This is a genomic window from Pseudoxanthobacter soli DSM 19599, from assembly GCF_900148505.1.
GTDB lineage: Bacteria > Pseudomonadota > Alphaproteobacteria > Rhizobiales > Segnochrobactraceae > Pseudoxanthobacter > Pseudoxanthobacter soli.
On sequence record NZ_FRXO01000001.1, the window covers coordinates 885,853 to 900,318 of the forward strand.

At 67.1% G+C, this 14,466-nt stretch carries 15 protein-coding genes; 5 read left to right on the plus strand and 10 right to left on the minus strand.

Features of this window, described 5'->3' with window-relative positions; translation table 11 throughout:
- Positions 1-36: 36 nt before the first annotated feature.
- The 9 genes from BUF17_RS03750 to BUF17_RS03790 form a co-directional block, all read right to left on the minus strand.
- The gene (locus tag BUF17_RS03750) at positions 37-405 is read right to left on the minus strand and encodes a TfoX/Sxy family protein (protein WP_073625792.1); all 369 of its coding nucleotides are present in this window, start codon (positions 403-405) and stop codon (positions 37-39) included.
- An 18-nt stretch (positions 406-423) separates the two neighbouring features.
- Positions 424-1,095: a thiaminase II gene (tenA, locus tag BUF17_RS03755; RefSeq protein WP_073625793.1), complete on the minus strand. Its 672-nt coding sequence runs from the start codon at positions 1,093-1,095 to the stop codon at positions 424-426.
- 67 nt (positions 1,096-1,162) lie between these two features.
- Entirely contained in the window at positions 1,163-1,564 is a 402-nt protein-coding gene (locus BUF17_RS03760) for a HesB/IscA family protein (RefSeq protein WP_073625794.1), read from the minus strand.
- Positions 1,565-1,662: 98 nt separating this feature from the next.
- Entirely contained in the window at positions 1,663-2,106 is a 444-nt protein-coding gene (locus BUF17_RS03765) for an SUF system Fe-S cluster assembly protein (protein ID WP_084563876.1), read from the minus strand.
- Positions 2,107-2,118: 12 nt separating this feature from the next.
- On the minus strand, positions 2,119-3,369 hold the full coding sequence (locus BUF17_RS03770) for a cysteine desulfurase (protein ID WP_073625795.1): 1,251 nt from the start codon (positions 3,367-3,369) through the stop codon (positions 2,119-2,121).
- On the minus strand, positions 3,366-4,709 hold the full coding sequence (gene sufD, locus BUF17_RS03775) for a Fe-S cluster assembly protein SufD (protein ID WP_073625796.1): 1,344 nt from the start codon (positions 4,707-4,709) through the stop codon (positions 3,366-3,368). The genes BUF17_RS03770 and sufD overlap by 4 nt, the downstream gene beginning before the upstream one ends.
- Positions 4,710-4,724: 15 nt before the next feature.
- The gene (gene sufC / locus BUF17_RS03780) at positions 4,725-5,474 is read right to left on the minus strand and encodes a Fe-S cluster assembly ATPase SufC (RefSeq protein ID WP_073625797.1); all 750 of its coding nucleotides are present in this window, start codon (positions 5,472-5,474) and stop codon (positions 4,725-4,727) included.
- A gap of 102 nt (positions 5,475-5,576) precedes the next feature.
- On the minus strand, positions 5,577-7,046 hold the full coding sequence (sufB, locus tag BUF17_RS03785) for a Fe-S cluster assembly protein SufB (protein WP_073625798.1): 1,470 nt from the start codon (positions 7,044-7,046) through the stop codon (positions 5,577-5,579).
- Positions 7,047-7,139: 93 nt separating this feature from the next.
- Positions 7,140-8,375: a cysteine desulfurase family protein gene (locus BUF17_RS03790; protein ID WP_073626050.1), complete on the minus strand. Its 1,236-nt coding sequence runs from the start codon at positions 8,373-8,375 to the stop codon at positions 7,140-7,142.
- A 322-nt stretch (positions 8,376-8,697) separates the two neighbouring features.
- Here BUF17_RS03790 and BUF17_RS03795 point away from each other — a divergent pair, with 322 nt between their 5' ends.
- On the plus strand, positions 8,698-9,165 hold the full coding sequence (locus BUF17_RS03795; protein ID WP_073625799.1) for an Ivy family c-type lysozyme inhibitor: 468 nt from the start codon (positions 8,698-8,700) through the stop codon (positions 9,163-9,165).
- A gap of 254 nt (positions 9,166-9,419) precedes the next feature.
- Positions 9,420-10,073 carry an alpha/beta hydrolase gene (locus BUF17_RS03800; protein ID WP_073625800.1) on the plus strand — a complete coding sequence of 218 codons (654 nt, stop codon included), beginning with the start codon at positions 9,420-9,422 and terminating at the stop codon, positions 10,071-10,073.
- Positions 10,074-10,186: 113 nt separating this feature from the next.
- Here BUF17_RS03800 and BUF17_RS03805 read toward each other — a convergent pair whose 3' ends face one another.
- Entirely contained in the window at positions 10,187-11,296 is a 1,110-nt protein-coding gene (locus BUF17_RS03805; protein WP_244530745.1) for an anhydro-N-acetylmuramic acid kinase, read from the minus strand.
- Positions 11,297-11,419: 123 nt separating this feature from the next.
- On the opposite strand from BUF17_RS03805, the gene tyrS reads away from it, so the two are divergent.
- From tyrS to BUF17_RS03820, 3 genes are all read left to right on the plus strand, one after another.
- Positions 11,420-12,673: a tyrosine--tRNA ligase gene (gene tyrS / locus BUF17_RS03810; protein ID WP_073625801.1), complete on the plus strand. Its 1,254-nt coding sequence runs from the start codon at positions 11,420-11,422 to the stop codon at positions 12,671-12,673.
- A 4-nt stretch (positions 12,674-12,677) separates the two neighbouring features.
- Positions 12,678-13,709, plus strand: a complete 1,032-nt coding sequence (locus tag BUF17_RS03815; protein WP_073625802.1) for a mitochondrial fission ELM1 family protein — start codon at positions 12,678-12,680, stop codon at positions 13,707-13,709.
- 117 nt (positions 13,710-13,826) lie between these two features.
- The gene (locus tag BUF17_RS03820) at positions 13,827-14,459 is read left to right on the plus strand and encodes a 2OG-Fe(II) oxygenase (RefSeq protein WP_073625803.1); all 633 of its coding nucleotides are present in this window, start codon (positions 13,827-13,829) and stop codon (positions 14,457-14,459) included.
- The last annotated feature ends 7 nt before the right edge of the window (positions 14,460-14,466 follow it).

Sequence of the window (14,466 nt, forward strand, 5' to 3'; positions counted from 1 at the left end):
CCTCTCGGTCGCCAACAGGCCACGCGTCAGTCCTTCTTACGCTTCCGGGATTTCGGCTTGCTTACGCTTGCGGGATTTCGGCTTGGTGGGGTTGCGCGCGGCAGCGGCGCGGGCGCGCTCGACCCAGGGCCGCATCTCGTCGCGGTCGTCCAGGGCCTCCTCGGGAATGCGCCAATAGGGCAGTTGGACGATGCGGCCGGACGCTTCGTAGACGAACTGCCGCGATCCCGCAGCCTCGAACGCAGGAGCCGTTTGCCCGTCCGCCTTGAGATAGAGCGTATCGTCGCTGAGGACGAGCGCGATGATCGCGCCGTCCAGATAGAGCGCCTGCCCACCGAACATGCGGCGGATGGAGACGCGCCCGAAGGGCTCGAAAAGGTCGCGGAGATAATCTTCGTCGAGCATCCCCGCCCCTCTCTGCGATCAGTCCGCCCGATCGAGGCCCATCTGCCAGAAATCGGCTTCCAGCCGGGTCGCGGTGCGGAAGATGCCGGTCAGCCGCTCCAGCCGGGCCATCGAGACGCGTGGCAAGGCGATGCGGTCGAGATCCGCCTTGGCCTGCTCGGCGATCGCCTGATAGCCGTCTCCGGCATATTCCGCGATCCAGGCGGCATAAGGATTGCCGGGATCGAGCGCCCCCGGGACAGCCGCGAGCGAGCGACCGATCTCGCCGTAGCCGATCAGGCACGGCGCCATTGCCACATAGAGATCGAGCAGGTCGCCCTTGAAGCCGGTATCGAGCACATAGCGGGTATAGGCGACGGTGGCGAGCGCCTCTGGCGCTCGCTCCAGCACGTCCTGGCCGATGCCCCAGCCAGCGCAAAGCCGCACGTGCAGCGCCATTTCCGTCTCGAGCAGCGCATCGAGACCGGCATTGGCAATGCGCATCTCATCGAGCGTCTCGCTCTTGTAAATCGCGAGCGCCTTGGCGCGGGCGAACGCGATGAGAAACAGATAGTCTTGGACGAGATAGTGCTGGAACGATGCCAGCGGCAGGGACCCATCGCCGATGGCCTTGACGAATGGATGCTCGACATAGGCCCGCCATTCCGGTGTGCAGGCTTCCTTCAGGGCGTCGAAAAGGTTGCTGGACATCGGCCCCCCGGGCACTCACGAAAGAACACACGATCGGGCGGGCCGCCCCCGGCCCGCCGACGCAGGATCAGGCCTCCAGCGCCGCCGGATCTGCCGCCTTGAGCGAAACCGACTCACCGCAGCCGCAGGCCGACACCTGGTTCGGATTCTCGAACACGAACGTGGCCGCAAGCTTGGTGACGCGGAAATCCATCGTGGTGCCGAGGAGGAACAGAACCGCCTTCGGATCGACGAACACACGCCCGCCCTCGAAGTCGATCACCTCGTCGCCGGCGCCCGGCTCGGCGACGACATCCATGGTGTAGGACATGCCGGCGCAGCCGCCGTTGCGCACGCCGACCCTGAGGCCGCCGCCCGGAAGATCGGCATTCTCCAGAATCTCGCTGACCCGCTCGGCCGCGGCCGTCGTCACGGACATCACCGCAAGCCTGCGGCGCGGACGGGCGGTGGTATTGGCTGGAGCGTTCATGTCGTCGTTCTCCGCTTCACCGGCAAACCTCCCACCTGCGCGGAAGGCCCGGGACAAGGGGAAGAGCGGGCCGCAAGGCCCACCGCGACCCCGTTTGCTCAGTACCAGTCGAGCGCGACCCGCGCTTCCTCGGACATCCGGCTCGGATCCCAGGGCGGATCGAACACCATGTTCACCTTCACGTCGCCGACACCCTCGACGGTGTTGACCGCGTTTTCCACCCAGCCCGGCATTTCGCCGGCGACCGGACAGCCCGGCGCGGTGAGTGTCATGTCGATGAGCACGGTGCGGTCGTCGTCGATGTCGATCTTGTAGATCAGGCCGAGCTCGTAGATGTCCGCCGGGATTTCCGGATCGTACACCGTCTTCAGCGCGGCGATGATGTCGTCGGTGATCCGCTCCAGCTCGGGAACGGGAATCGCTGAGGCGAGCGATGCAGCTGCGGCGGCCACGGCCTCGTCAGAGGGACCATGGGCCGGCACCGCACCGGATTCGCTCGCTGTCAGGTCGCCGGTCTTAACGGCGGCTGCGCCATCGTCCATCGCGCCACTCCGTCAACTGAAGAATCTATGGGCTTTCTCGATCGCCTCTGCAAGGCGGTCGACTTCCTCGACCGTGTTGTAGAGGCCGAACGACGCCCGGCATGTCGCCGTCACGCCGTAGTGATCGAGCAGCGGGATGGCACAGTGGGTGCCAGCCCGGACCGCCACGCCCTCGCGATCGAGGATCGTAGCGATGTCGTGAGCATGGGCGCCCTCCACGGCGAACGACACGATGGCCCCCTTGCCCGGGGCGTTGCCGTAGATCCGCACGCTGTTCAGCTTGCCGAGGCGCTGGTGGGCATAGTCCCGCAGCGTTTCCTCGTGGGCGCGGATGCGGTCGCGGCCGAGCGCGTCGATATAATCGAGCGCGGCGCCGAGGCCGATCGCCTGCACGATCGCCGGCGTGCCCGCCTCGAACTTGAACGGCGGATCGCCGTAGACCACGCCATCCTGCGACACCGTGCGGATCATCTCGCCGCCGCCCTGGTAGGGCGGCATCGCTTCGAGATGGGCGCGCTTGGCATAGAGCACGCCGATGCCGGTCGGCCCGTAGAGCTTGTGGCCGGTCGCGACATAGAAATCGACATCGAGCGCCTGCACGTCGACATCGAGATGCACCGCGCCCTGACTGCCGTCGACCAGCACCGGCACGCCGTGGGCGTGCGCGATCCGCACGACATCGGCGACCGGCGTCACCGTGCCGGTCACGTTCGACATGTGGGTCACGGCGACCATCTTCGTGCGCGGGCCGATCATCGCCTCGAACGCTTCGAGGTCGAACGAATCGTCCGCGCGGACCGGCACCCATTTGATGACCGCGCCGCGCCGCTCGCGATGGAAGTGCCAGGGCACGATGTTGGAGTGGTGCTCCATCACCGTGACGATGATCTCGTCGCCCTCGCCGATCACCATGCCGCCGAAGCTCGACGCCACGAGGTTGATCGCCTCGGTCGCCGAGCGGGTGAACACGATCTCGTCGGTGGACGCGGCATTGAAGAACCGGCGCACGGATTCGCGCGCCTGCTCATAGGCGTCCGTCGCCGCATTCGACAGGAAGTGCAGCCCGCGGTGGACGTTGGCATATTCTTCCGTGTAGGCGCGCATCATGCGATCAAGCACCGCCTGGGGCTTCTGCGCCGATGCACCGTTGTCGAGATAGGTCAACGGCTTGCCGTAAACCGTGCGCGACAGGATGGGGAAATCGGCGCGCACCGACTGAACATCGTAGGCCGCTGCGTCGGCCGGGCGGACGAAGGTGTTCATCGCACCGCCTCCCGCGCCCGGCGCTGGGCGAGCCGCGCCCGAAGCCGCTCCGACAGCACCTCCGCGATCGCCTCGTCGGCGAACGCCTCGATGGATTCGGCCAGGAACGCCTCCAGCAGCAGCGCCTCCGCCTCATGCTGCGGGATGCCGCGCGAGCGCAGATAGAACACCGCGTTATCATCGAGCCGGCCGGATGTCGCGCCGTGGGCGCATTGCACGTCGTCGGCGAAAATCTCGAGTTCCGGCTTGTTGATGGACTCCGCCTCGTCGCCGATGATGAGCGCCTGCGTCATCATCCGCCCGTCGGTGTGCTGGGCGTCCTTGGCAACCTCGATGCGGCCCTGGACCACGGAACGCGCCGCGTCATCGACGACGGCGCGGAACCGCTCGCGGCTGGCGCAGTCTGGAACGGCATGGGTCACGACCAGCGTGGCGTCCGCCTGTCGGCGGCCGTCGAGCAGGCTCACCGTCTCGAACACCGCTTCCGAATGGGGGCCGGCGAACGTGACGAAGCCCTCGTTGCGCGAAAGCTGCGCGCCGAACACGACGGACAGGGAATCGAGTCGTGCCTTCGCGCCGAGCCGCACCACGGCTCCGCCGAGATGAACGGCCGCCTCGCCCTCTTCCTGCAGCCTTGCCCAGGCAACCTTCGCGCCATCGGCGATGTCGAGTTCGACGAGGCTGTCGCTCTGGTAGGCGACGCCTTCCGGGCCGACGTGGTGCTCGATGAAACGCACCGTCGCCCCCGCGGCCACCGTCACCACATGGCGCGTATGCACCGAAACGGGCTCCGCCTTCGTGACGACGTGCACGATGGCCACGGGCTCGGCGATCGTCGAACCGGGCGCGACAGAAATCAGGGCGCCGTCGTCGAACAGGGCCGTGTTGAGCTGCACGATGGGATCGCCCGACGGCGTGGGGAACCGTTCGATGAGCGCGCCGGCGGTCTCGGCACGGGCATCACCGGCCGCGATCAGGGCGCCGAAGGTCGCGACGGCGACGGCGCCGTCGAGTTGCGACACATCGGACAGCGCAGCGGCATAGCGGCCGTCGACAAACACGATGCGGTGGCGGGCGAGGCCGGCGAAGTCCCACGGCGCGGACAACGCCGCGGCCGCAACGCCGGTGGGCGCCGGGGCAAGCGTGCGCAACGCCGCCTTGAGGTCGGTGTAGCGATAGGCCTCGACGCGCCGGCTCGGCAGGCCGGTGCGCTCGAAGGCGCGGTAGGCGTCCTCACGGCGCGCGGCGAGCGCGCCGGGTCCGCCGGCAGGCCGGGCGGCAAAGCGCTCGGCGATCGCCGTTTCCGCAGCCGTCGCGAGACGGCGGGGTTCGATGGTCATGGCTGCCACCTCCCGTCAGGCCGCCTGGCCGACATAATCGGCATAGCCGTGAGCTTCCAGCTCCAGCGCGAGTTCGCGACCGCCGCTCTTCACGATCCGGCCGTTGGCGAGCACATGGATCACGTCCGGCACGATGTGGTCGAGCAGGCGCTGATAGTGGGTAATGACGACCATCGCACGATCGGGGCTGCGCAGCGCGTTGACGCCCTCCGAAACGATCTTCAGGGCATCGATGTCGAGGCCGGAATCGGTTTCGTCGAGCACGCAGAGCCGCGGCTCGAGCACGGCCATCTGAAGGATCTCATTGCGCTTCTTCTCGCCGCCCGAGAACCCGACATTGACGCCGCGCTTCAGCATTTCCGGTGAAATACCAAGCTTCTCTGCCGCAGTCTTCACGCGCTTCATGAACTCGACGGTCGTCAGTTCCGGCTCGCCACGCGCCTTGCGCTGCGCCGCGAGCGCGGCCTTCAGGAACGTCATGTTGGCGACGCCCGGGATCTCGACCGGATATTGCAGCGCCAGGAACAGGCCCGCGGCGGCGCGCTCCTCCGGCTCGATCGCCAGCAGGTCCTCGCCGTCGAGCGTCGCCGTGCCCTCGGTCACCTCGTAGCCGTCGCGGCCGGCGAGCACGTAGGAGAGCGTCGACTTGCCGGAGCCGTTCGGCCCCATGATGGCGTGGACTTCGCCGGCCGGGACGGTGAGGTCGATCCCCTTCAGGATCTCGCGGTCCTCGACGGTGACGTGCAGGTTGCGGATTTCCAGCATGATGGTCTTCCTGTATCGGCCGCCGGCCGGGCGCAGGCTCAAACGGCGCGCCCGGGGCCTTGGCGGCAGGGATATTCGAACGAAACGCGGGAGGCGCCGGCCTTAGCCGACCGAGCCTTCGAGGCTGACGCCGATCAGCTTCTGCGCTTCCACGGCGAACTCCATGGGAAGCTGCTGGATCACGTCCTTGACGAAGCCGTTGACGATGAGCGCCACCGCTTCCTCCGCGCCGATGCCGCGCGAGCGGCAATAGAACAGCTGCGCGTCCGAAATCTTGGACGTCGTCGCCTCGTGCTCGAACACCGCGGTGGGGCTCTTGGCCTCGATATAAGGAATCGTGTGCGCGCCGCACGTGTCGCCGATCAGGAGCGAGTCGCACTGGGTGTAGTTGCGCGCGTTCTCCGCCTTGCGGTTCGCCTGGACGAGACCACGATAGGTGTTCGACGAGTTGCCCGCCGAGATGCCCTTGGAGATGATGCGGCTCGACGTGTTCTTGCCGAGATGGATCATCTTGGTGCCGGAATCGATCTGCTGGCGGCCGTTGGACACCGCGATCGAATAGAATTCACCGCGGGAATTGTCGCCGCGCAGGATGCAGCTCGGATATTTCCAGGTGATCGCCGAGCCGGTCTCGACCTGGGTCCAGGAGATCTTGGAGTTCCGACCCCGGCAGTCGCCCCGCTTCGTGACGAAGTTGTAGATGCCGCCGCGGCCTTCCACGTCGCCGGGATACCAGTTCTGCACCGTCGAGTACTTGATCTCGGCGTCGTCGAGCGCGACCAGTTCGACCACCGCGGCATGAAGCTGGTTCTCGTCGCGCTGGGGCGCCGTGCAGCCTTCGAGATAGGAGACGTAGGCCCCCTTGTCGGCGATGATCAGCGTGCGCTCGAACTGGCCGGTGTTGCGCTCGTTGATGCGGAAATAGGTCGACAGCTCCATCGGGCAGCGCACGCCCTCGGGCACGTAGACGAACGAGCCGTCGGAGAACACCGCCGAGTTCAGCGTGGCGTAGAAATTGTCCGTGGTCGGCACCACCGTGCCGAGATATTTCCGCACAAGATCCGGATGCTCGCGGATGGCCTCGGAAATCGAACAGAAGATCACGCCGGCCTTGGCGAGCTCCGCCTTGAAGGTCGTGACAACCGAAACCGAATCGAACACCGCGTCGACCGCGACGCGCGCGCCCTCCACGCCCGCCAGCACCGCCTGCTCCTTCAGCGGAATGCCGAGCTTGGCATAGGTCGCGAGCAGCTCCGGGTCGACCTCATCGAGGCTCTTCGGTCCGGACGTCGACTTCGGCGCGGAATAATAATGCAGGTCCTGGAAGTCGATCGGGGGATAATCCACCCGCGCCCACGTGGGCTCGGTCATGGTCTTCCAGCGCCGAAAGGCTTCAAGGCGCCACTCGAGCATCCATGCCGGTTCGGCCTTCTTGGCCGAGATGAACCGCACGATCTCCTCGTCGAGACCCTTGCGGACCTTTTCCGACTCGATGTCGGTCACGAAGCCATATTTGTACTGATCGACGTCGATCGCCTTGACGCGATCGATCGTCTCCTGGACTGCCGGCATTGCTCTCTCCATCCACAGCGGTTTCAAGGACCGCGGGTTGCAGAAGCCATTCGAACTCGGACGCTCGATCCAACTTCACGCACTTGATTGAACTTAGACTAATTCGCGCGGGTTTGCAGCAACCCTTGTCGACGGCCCGCCCTTCGCCAGGAACCGGCCGATGATGCCGCGCCACGCCGCCACGAACCGCTCGACGTCTTCCCGCGTGCTCCCGGCCCCGAGGCTGATGCGCAGCGCGGCCTTCGCCAGAGCCGCATCGACACCCATCGCGAGAAGCACGTGGGACGGCGCCACCTTGCCAGACGAGCACGCCGCACCGGAGGAGACTGCGATGCCCGCCAGATCGAGCGCGATCATCGCCGTTTCCGCGGCCATCCCCCGGATGGCGAAACACGTCGTACCCGGCAGACGTTCCCCCGTCGAGGAGAACACCACCGTCCCGCCATAGATAAGGACGAGTTCCCGTTCCAGCCAGTCCCGGAGCGCGCGAATGTGATCGATCTTGACGTGATCGGCCTGGGCCGCCAAAGCGGCTGCGCCGAAGCCGGCGATGGCGGGAACGGCCTCGGTTCCGGCGCGGCGCCGGAACTCCTGGCCACCGCCGGTGATCAGCGGGGCAGGATCGAGATCCGAACGGGCCACGACAAGCGCGCCGACGCCCTTCGGCCCGCCGATCTTGTGAGCCGACAGGCTGACGAGATCCGCTCCGAAGGCGCCGGCCTCCGTCTTCATCCGTCCCGCGGCCTGCACGGCATCGACATGGAGCAGTCCGCCGCGGGCGTGGACCAGCCGAGCGGCCTCGACGACGGGCTGGATGATGCCGGTCTCGTTGTTAGCCGCCATCAGCGACACCATCACCCGGCCGCCCGCCGCCGTTTCCGCCGCGATCATCGCCTCCAGCCGGGCAAGATCGATGCGGCCCGCACCGTCGACCGGCGCGACCGAGACCCGTTCCGGCGGAAACCGACCACCGGCCATCACCGAGGGGTGCTCGACCGCCGAGATGATCAGCCGGGTGGTCCCCGCCGGGCGGCCCTCGATGCGGTGGTCCGGCGACAGCGCAGCGACGTTCGCTTCCGTGCCGCCGGAGGTGAACACGATACGGGCCGGCTCCACGCCCGCCAGCGCACCGACGCGGGCGCGGGCCTCCTCGACCACGGCCCTGGCCGCACGCCCCTCGCGGTGGACGGACGAGGCATTGCCGACCAGGTCGAAGGCGGCGATCATGGCCTCGCGCGCATCGGGATGGAGCGGCGCGCAGGCATTCCAGTCGAGATAGACGCGTTCGGAGGTTCCGCCTGCGACGGCTCCGCCTGGCGCGATACCCATCGGCCGCATCCCATGCTCGTTTCCGCCGGTGTCGGACATTTCCCGCTCCGTTGACGCGCCCCGACCGGACGCCCGTGACCGATCTGCCCCCCGATCCGTTCGGGCATCCGGCCGACAACCTGAATTTTCGTCCATAGTGCACGATCCAGCGCCGCCGCAGAAGTCGGGCCGTCGCGCGGCTGCCGGGCGATTGAGGCATGGCCTCGCGGACGCACGGTGACGCGAGACGCGGTTCGAGGACCGGAACGGACCGCCTCGCCGTCGCCGCGGAAGCGTCCTAAGGTTCGTCCGCTACATCGTCCCGTCCCCGAGGGAGCCCGCAATGGCGCCGTTTCCGTCCTTCCGCCCGATCCATGCTCTGCAGTCCGGTCTCCTGTCGGCGGCCTTCGCGCTTTGCATCGCCGCCACGCCGGCGCTGGCGCAGATCCACATTTCGGACGGCGATATCGACAAGCCCTACCTGTTCGACGTGGTGAAGACGGAGCCAGCGGTGAAGACGGCACTGGCACGGCTTTTCAAGGCCGAGAAAGGCCTGCCGAAATGGGTGACCGGCATTCCGGCCGGCGGCCCCTATGTCGCGAGCGCTCCGCAGGCCGTCACCGGCTCGGCGGGCCGCTTCACGCTTTACAACGCCTGCAAGCAGCACGATTGCGGAGACAATCAGCTCTACATCCTCGTTGCACCGGACGGCTCGCAGGCGTGGGGTCTGCTCGACGAGCGCGGCAAGGTCCGCTTTCTGGGCCAGCCGGATGCGGCCAGGCGCGAGGTTCTTTCGGCCGCAAGCCGCTGAAACCCGGCCGTCCGAAGAAGACGATTCGCTTGAAGTGCGGTACCCCAACCGCTTGAAGCAAGCCGTCATTCTACATTTCCGTGGAAATCGCTCCCGATTCTATGCCATGTGGTCGCCCTCCGGCGTGTTTCGGCTCGCGCAATAGCGGCCGAAGCGCGCTAGCGGCGGCCGTGACATGGCCGGCGGGCGCAGGCCCGACCGGCCTCCACGAACCGCCGTAAGGTTCGCACTCTCCAAGGAGTCCTTTGCCGCCCATGCCCGAGGTCATCTTCAACGGCCCGGCCGGACGCATCGAAGGCCGCTTCCAGCCGGCCAAGAAGCGCAACGCCCCGATCGCCCTGGTGCTTCATCCCCACCCGCAGTTCGGCGGCACGATGAACAATCAGGTCGTCTATCAACTGTTCTACATGTTCGCGAAGCGCGGCTTCGCGGTGCTGCGCTTCAATTTCCGCGGCGTCGGCCGCAGCCAGGGCTCGTTCGACCACGGCCAGGGCGAGCTTTCGGATGCGGCGGCCGCGCTCGACTGGGCCCAGAGCGCCCACCCGGACGCGCGCTTCTGCTGGATCGCCGGGTTCTCGTTCGGCGCCTGGATCGGGATGCAGCTCCTGATGCGCCGCCCCGAGGTCGAGGGCTTCATCTCCATCGCCCCGCCGGCGAACCTGTACGATTTCTCGTTCCTCGCGCCCTGCCCGGCCTCCGGCCTGATCATCCACGGCGACGTCGACAAGGTCGCGCCGCTGAAGGACGCTCAGACGCTGGTCGACAAGCTCAAGACGCAGAAGGGCATCGTCATCGAGCAGAAGGTCGTGTCCGGCGCGAACCACTTCTTCGAAGACCACACCGACGTGCTGATCGAGGAATGCTCCGAATATCTCGACCGACGCCTCGCTGCCATCAGCCCGATCTGATCGCGGCCACGCAGTCCTTTCAGACGATTCGAATGGGCGCCCGCGGGCGCCCATTCTCGTTTCCTGACCATATCCTTGTCGTTCAGATCGGCTCAATCTGAACGGAATATGCTCTAGCGCGGGCGCACCAATACCCCGCCGCGGGTCGGCAGTTCGACGCCGGTGGTCCCCGGAAAGGTCAGCGGGAGCCCCCGCCTGGAGCGCACCGCGAGATAGGCGAACGCTTCGGCCTCCACCGAATCCGCCGACCAGCCGAACTCCTCGGCCGTCGACACCTTGACGCCCGCACGCTCCTGAAGCGCGGAAAGGAGCGTCGGATTTCTGGCGCCGCCGCCACACACCACAAGACGGCCGGGTTGCGCCGGCAGCAGCCGAAGCGCCGCCGTGATGGAAGCGGCGGTGAAGGCGGTGAGAGTCGCCGCCGCATCCGCGGTCGACAGAGATGAAACGGCGGACCTTGAAAAAGCGTTCCGATCCAGCGACTTCGGATAGCTTTCCTCGAAATATGGATGAGACATCAGCGCTGCGAGCGCGCGCTCGTCCACCCGCCCCTCGGCGGCAAGGCGGCCGTCCTTGTCGAGGGCGGCACCGGTGCGCTCGCGCATCAGGTCATCGATCAGCGCATTTCCCGGTCCTGTGTCGAAGGCGACCGGATCGCCGTCGCGTCCGATGAAGGTCACATTGGCGACCCCGCCGATATTGAGAACGGCGACCGGCAGCGGCAGCTCGCTCGATCGCACCAGCGCACGATGATAGGCCGGCACGAACGGTGCACCCTGCCCGCCGGCGGCCACATCGGCCGCGCGAAAATCATAGACAACGGGAATGCCGATCTCGTCGGCAAGCCGCTGGCCGTCGCCGATCTGGATCGTCAGGCCCCTTCCGGGGGCGTGGAACACCGTCTGGCCGTGGAAGCCGACGATATCGATCATGTCAGGCGTCATCTGCCGCGCGCCGAGGAAGTCCGCCACCACCTGGATGTGGGCGGTGGTGACCACCGCTTCGGCCTCGGCAAGCGCAGGCGGACGGGCATCACGGTCCGAAAGCGTGGCGGCTTCTTCGAGGGCGCGGCGCAGAATGGCGCGCTCGTCCTCGTGATAGGGTCGAAAGGCCGCCGTCACCGGACGGACGATCTCCTCCCCGTCGGTCTCCAGAAGGGCGAGATCGACCCCGTCCATCGACGTGCCGCTCATCAGCCCGATCGCCCGCATCGTTTCCGCCATGGGTTCCTCGCCCTTCCGCGCCGCCCGAAAGATGGCGGTCGGCGCCATTCCACGCTATAGAGCCGCCGAACGACCAGCCGGAGCCCGCACGCGGCCGCTTCGGCGTATCGGGATCGAGATCGCATGACGACGTTTAAGTCCGAGTTTCTGAACACCCTGTCCGAACGGGGCTACATTCACCAGTGCTCCGACCTCGAAGGGCTGGACGCGAAGGCCGCGGCGGGCCCGATCACGGCCTATATCGGGTTCGACGCCACCGGTTCGAGCCTGCATGTCGGCCATCTCATCTCGATCATGATGCTGCGCGTGCTCCAGCAGACCGGCCACCGGCCGATCACGCTGATGGGCGGCGGCACCACCAAGATCGGCGACCCTTCCGGCAAGGACGAGGCGCGCAAGCTCCTCTCCAACGACGAGATCGGGGCCAATATCCTCGGCATCCGCAAGGCGTTCGACCGCTTCCTCGCCTATGGCAGCGGTCCGTCTGACGCCATCATGGCGAACAATGCCGACTGGCTGGACGAGCTGAAATATATCCCGCTGCTGCGTGAGGTCGGCCGGCACTTCACCATCAACCGAATGCTGACTTTCGATTCGGTCAAGCTGCGGCTCGACCGTGAGCAGCCGCTGACCTTCCTCGAATTCAACTACATGATCCTGCAGGCCTACGACTTCGTGGAACTGCACAAGCGCACCGGCTGCGTGCTGCAGATGGGTGGCTCCGACCAGTGGGGCAACATCGTCAACGGGATCGAACTCGGCCGTCGCATGATCGACGCCTCGCTGTTCGGCCTGACGACCCCGCTGCTGACCACCGCCTCCGGCGCCAAGATGGGCAAGACCGCCGCCGGCGCCGTGTGGCTGAACGCGGACCTGCTGTCGCCCTACGACTACTGGCAGTTCTGGCGCAACACCGCCGACGCGGACGTCGAGCGCTTCCTGAAGCTCTTCACCGAACTGCCGCTGGCGGAGATCGCCAAGCTCGCCGCTCTCGGCGGCCAGGAACTCAATGAGGCCAAGAAGATCCTCGCGACCGAGGCGACCGCGATGATCCACGGCCGCGAGGCCGCTGAAGCGTCGGCCGAGACCGCGCGGCGCACCTTCGAGGAAGGCGCGCTCGTCGCCGGCCTCCCGACGGTCGAGGTGCCCGCCGCCGAGCTTGCCGCCGGCATCGGCCTTCTGAGCGCCGTCGTCAGGGCGGGCCTCGCAGCCTCCAACGGCGAAGTGCGCCGTCACGTCCAGGGCGGCGGCATCCGCATCAACGATGTCGTGGCAACCGACGACCGCGCCGTGCTGACGGAGGCGAGCCTCACGCCCGAGGGCGTGGTGAAGCTGTCGGTCGGCCGAAAGAAGCATGTGCTGCTGAAGCCGGTCTGATCAGGTGGCTGTCGATCTTCCCTCCGCGCCGCGAACGGCGTGGTCGCTCACGCCCGGCAGCGCCGGGCACGAGGTGCAGTGCCGCGGCATCATCGAGGCGCTCGGCATCGAGCCGGTGCTAAAGCGGGTGTCGCCGTCGCCGCCTTGGTCGTGGCTAGCGCCATGGGGGCCGGCGCAGCCGAACGCGTCGATCGCGCCGCCGTGGCCGGATCTCGTCGTCGTATCGGGCCGGCAGGCGATCCCCTATGCACGGCACATTCGCCGCGCTTCGCGTGCGCGGACCTTCGTGCTCGCCCTGCAGAACCCGGTGGTGTCTCCGTCGCAGTTCGATCTCGTCTGGGTCAACGAGCACGACGGCATATCCGGCCCGAACGTCGTCCGCACGCTGACGTCGCCGAACACCCTCACGCCCACGCGCCTCGTCGAAGGCGCCGCGCGGTTCTCGCCGCTGTGGCAGTCCCTGCCGCGGCCGTGGATCGGGGTGATCGTCGGCGGCGCGAGCGGTGCCTACCGGTTCGAAGCGGCCGATGCGGACCGTCTTGGAAAGACGCTGGCCGCCATTGCCCGCACGACCGGCGGCAGCCTGATCGTCACGCCGTCCCGGCGCACGGGTGCCGCGCCGCTCGCCGCGCTCAAGACGGCGCTCGGCGCCACGCCATCCTGGGTGTGGGATCTGGAGACTGGCGAGAACCCCTATTTCGGCATCCTCGGCGCGGCCGATCGCTTCATCGTCACCTGCGATTCGGTCAACATGCTCGGCGAGGCGGCGTTCACCGGAAAGCCGATCCATGCGTGGAAGCTCGAAGGCGGCTCTTCCAAGTTCAATGCCTTCCACGAGGGGATGATTGCTTCCGGCGCGATGCGCTGGCTCGACTGGCCTCCCACCGGCGCATCTGAAAGCGCTTCGCAAGAGCAATCGGCATCAGTCGCCCTTGCGGCTTGGACCTACCATCCCTTAAATGCGAATGCTGTCGTCGTCGACGCGGTGCGCCGGGCTTTCGCCGAACGCGCCGGACGGCGCGGCGCCGCGGCCTGAAGTCCGCCGGTCCCGTCGGTTGCCAACGAACGGCATCCGGGCGGCCTGCGAACCGCCCTTCGGCCGGCTTGCGGCTCCTCCAACGGGAGGCGCGGCAGAACGAGCCGCGCGACGCACATGAGCTATCTCGATTACGACGCGCTGGCCGCGACTCCGCTGCAGAAAGATCCCTACGACTTTCTCGTCGTGCCGAACTTCGTGCAGGCGGATCAGCTTCAGGGCGTGATCGCCGACTATCCGGAAGTGCCCGGCCCCGGGTCGCATCCGCCGTCCGAGCTGGAAATCCGCGGCAACTTCGCCGCGCTGATGAAGGAGCTCGACGGTCCGCGCTTTCGCGAACTCATCGAGCAGAAGTTCGATCTCGACCTGTCGGACAGGCCGACGATGTACACGGTCCGCGGCTACTGCCGCCGCACCGACGGCAAGATCCACACCGATTCCACCACGAAGGTCATCACGGTCCTCGTGTACATGAACCAGGCGTGGGATTCCGACGGCGGCCGGCTGCGGATCCTGCGGTCCGGCGACAATCTCGATGACTATGTCGCCGAAGTTCCGCCCCATGGCGGCACGCTGCTGGTGTTCCGCCGGGCCGAGAACTCCTGGCATGGCCACGAGCCGTTCGAGGGCCGCCGCCGCGCCATCCAGATGAACTGGGTGACCGACGCCGACGTGGTCGCCCACGAGCAGCGCCGTCACCGCATCTCGACGGCCGTGAAGAAGCTCAACCCCTTCCGCAAGGCCGGCTGAGTCGCTT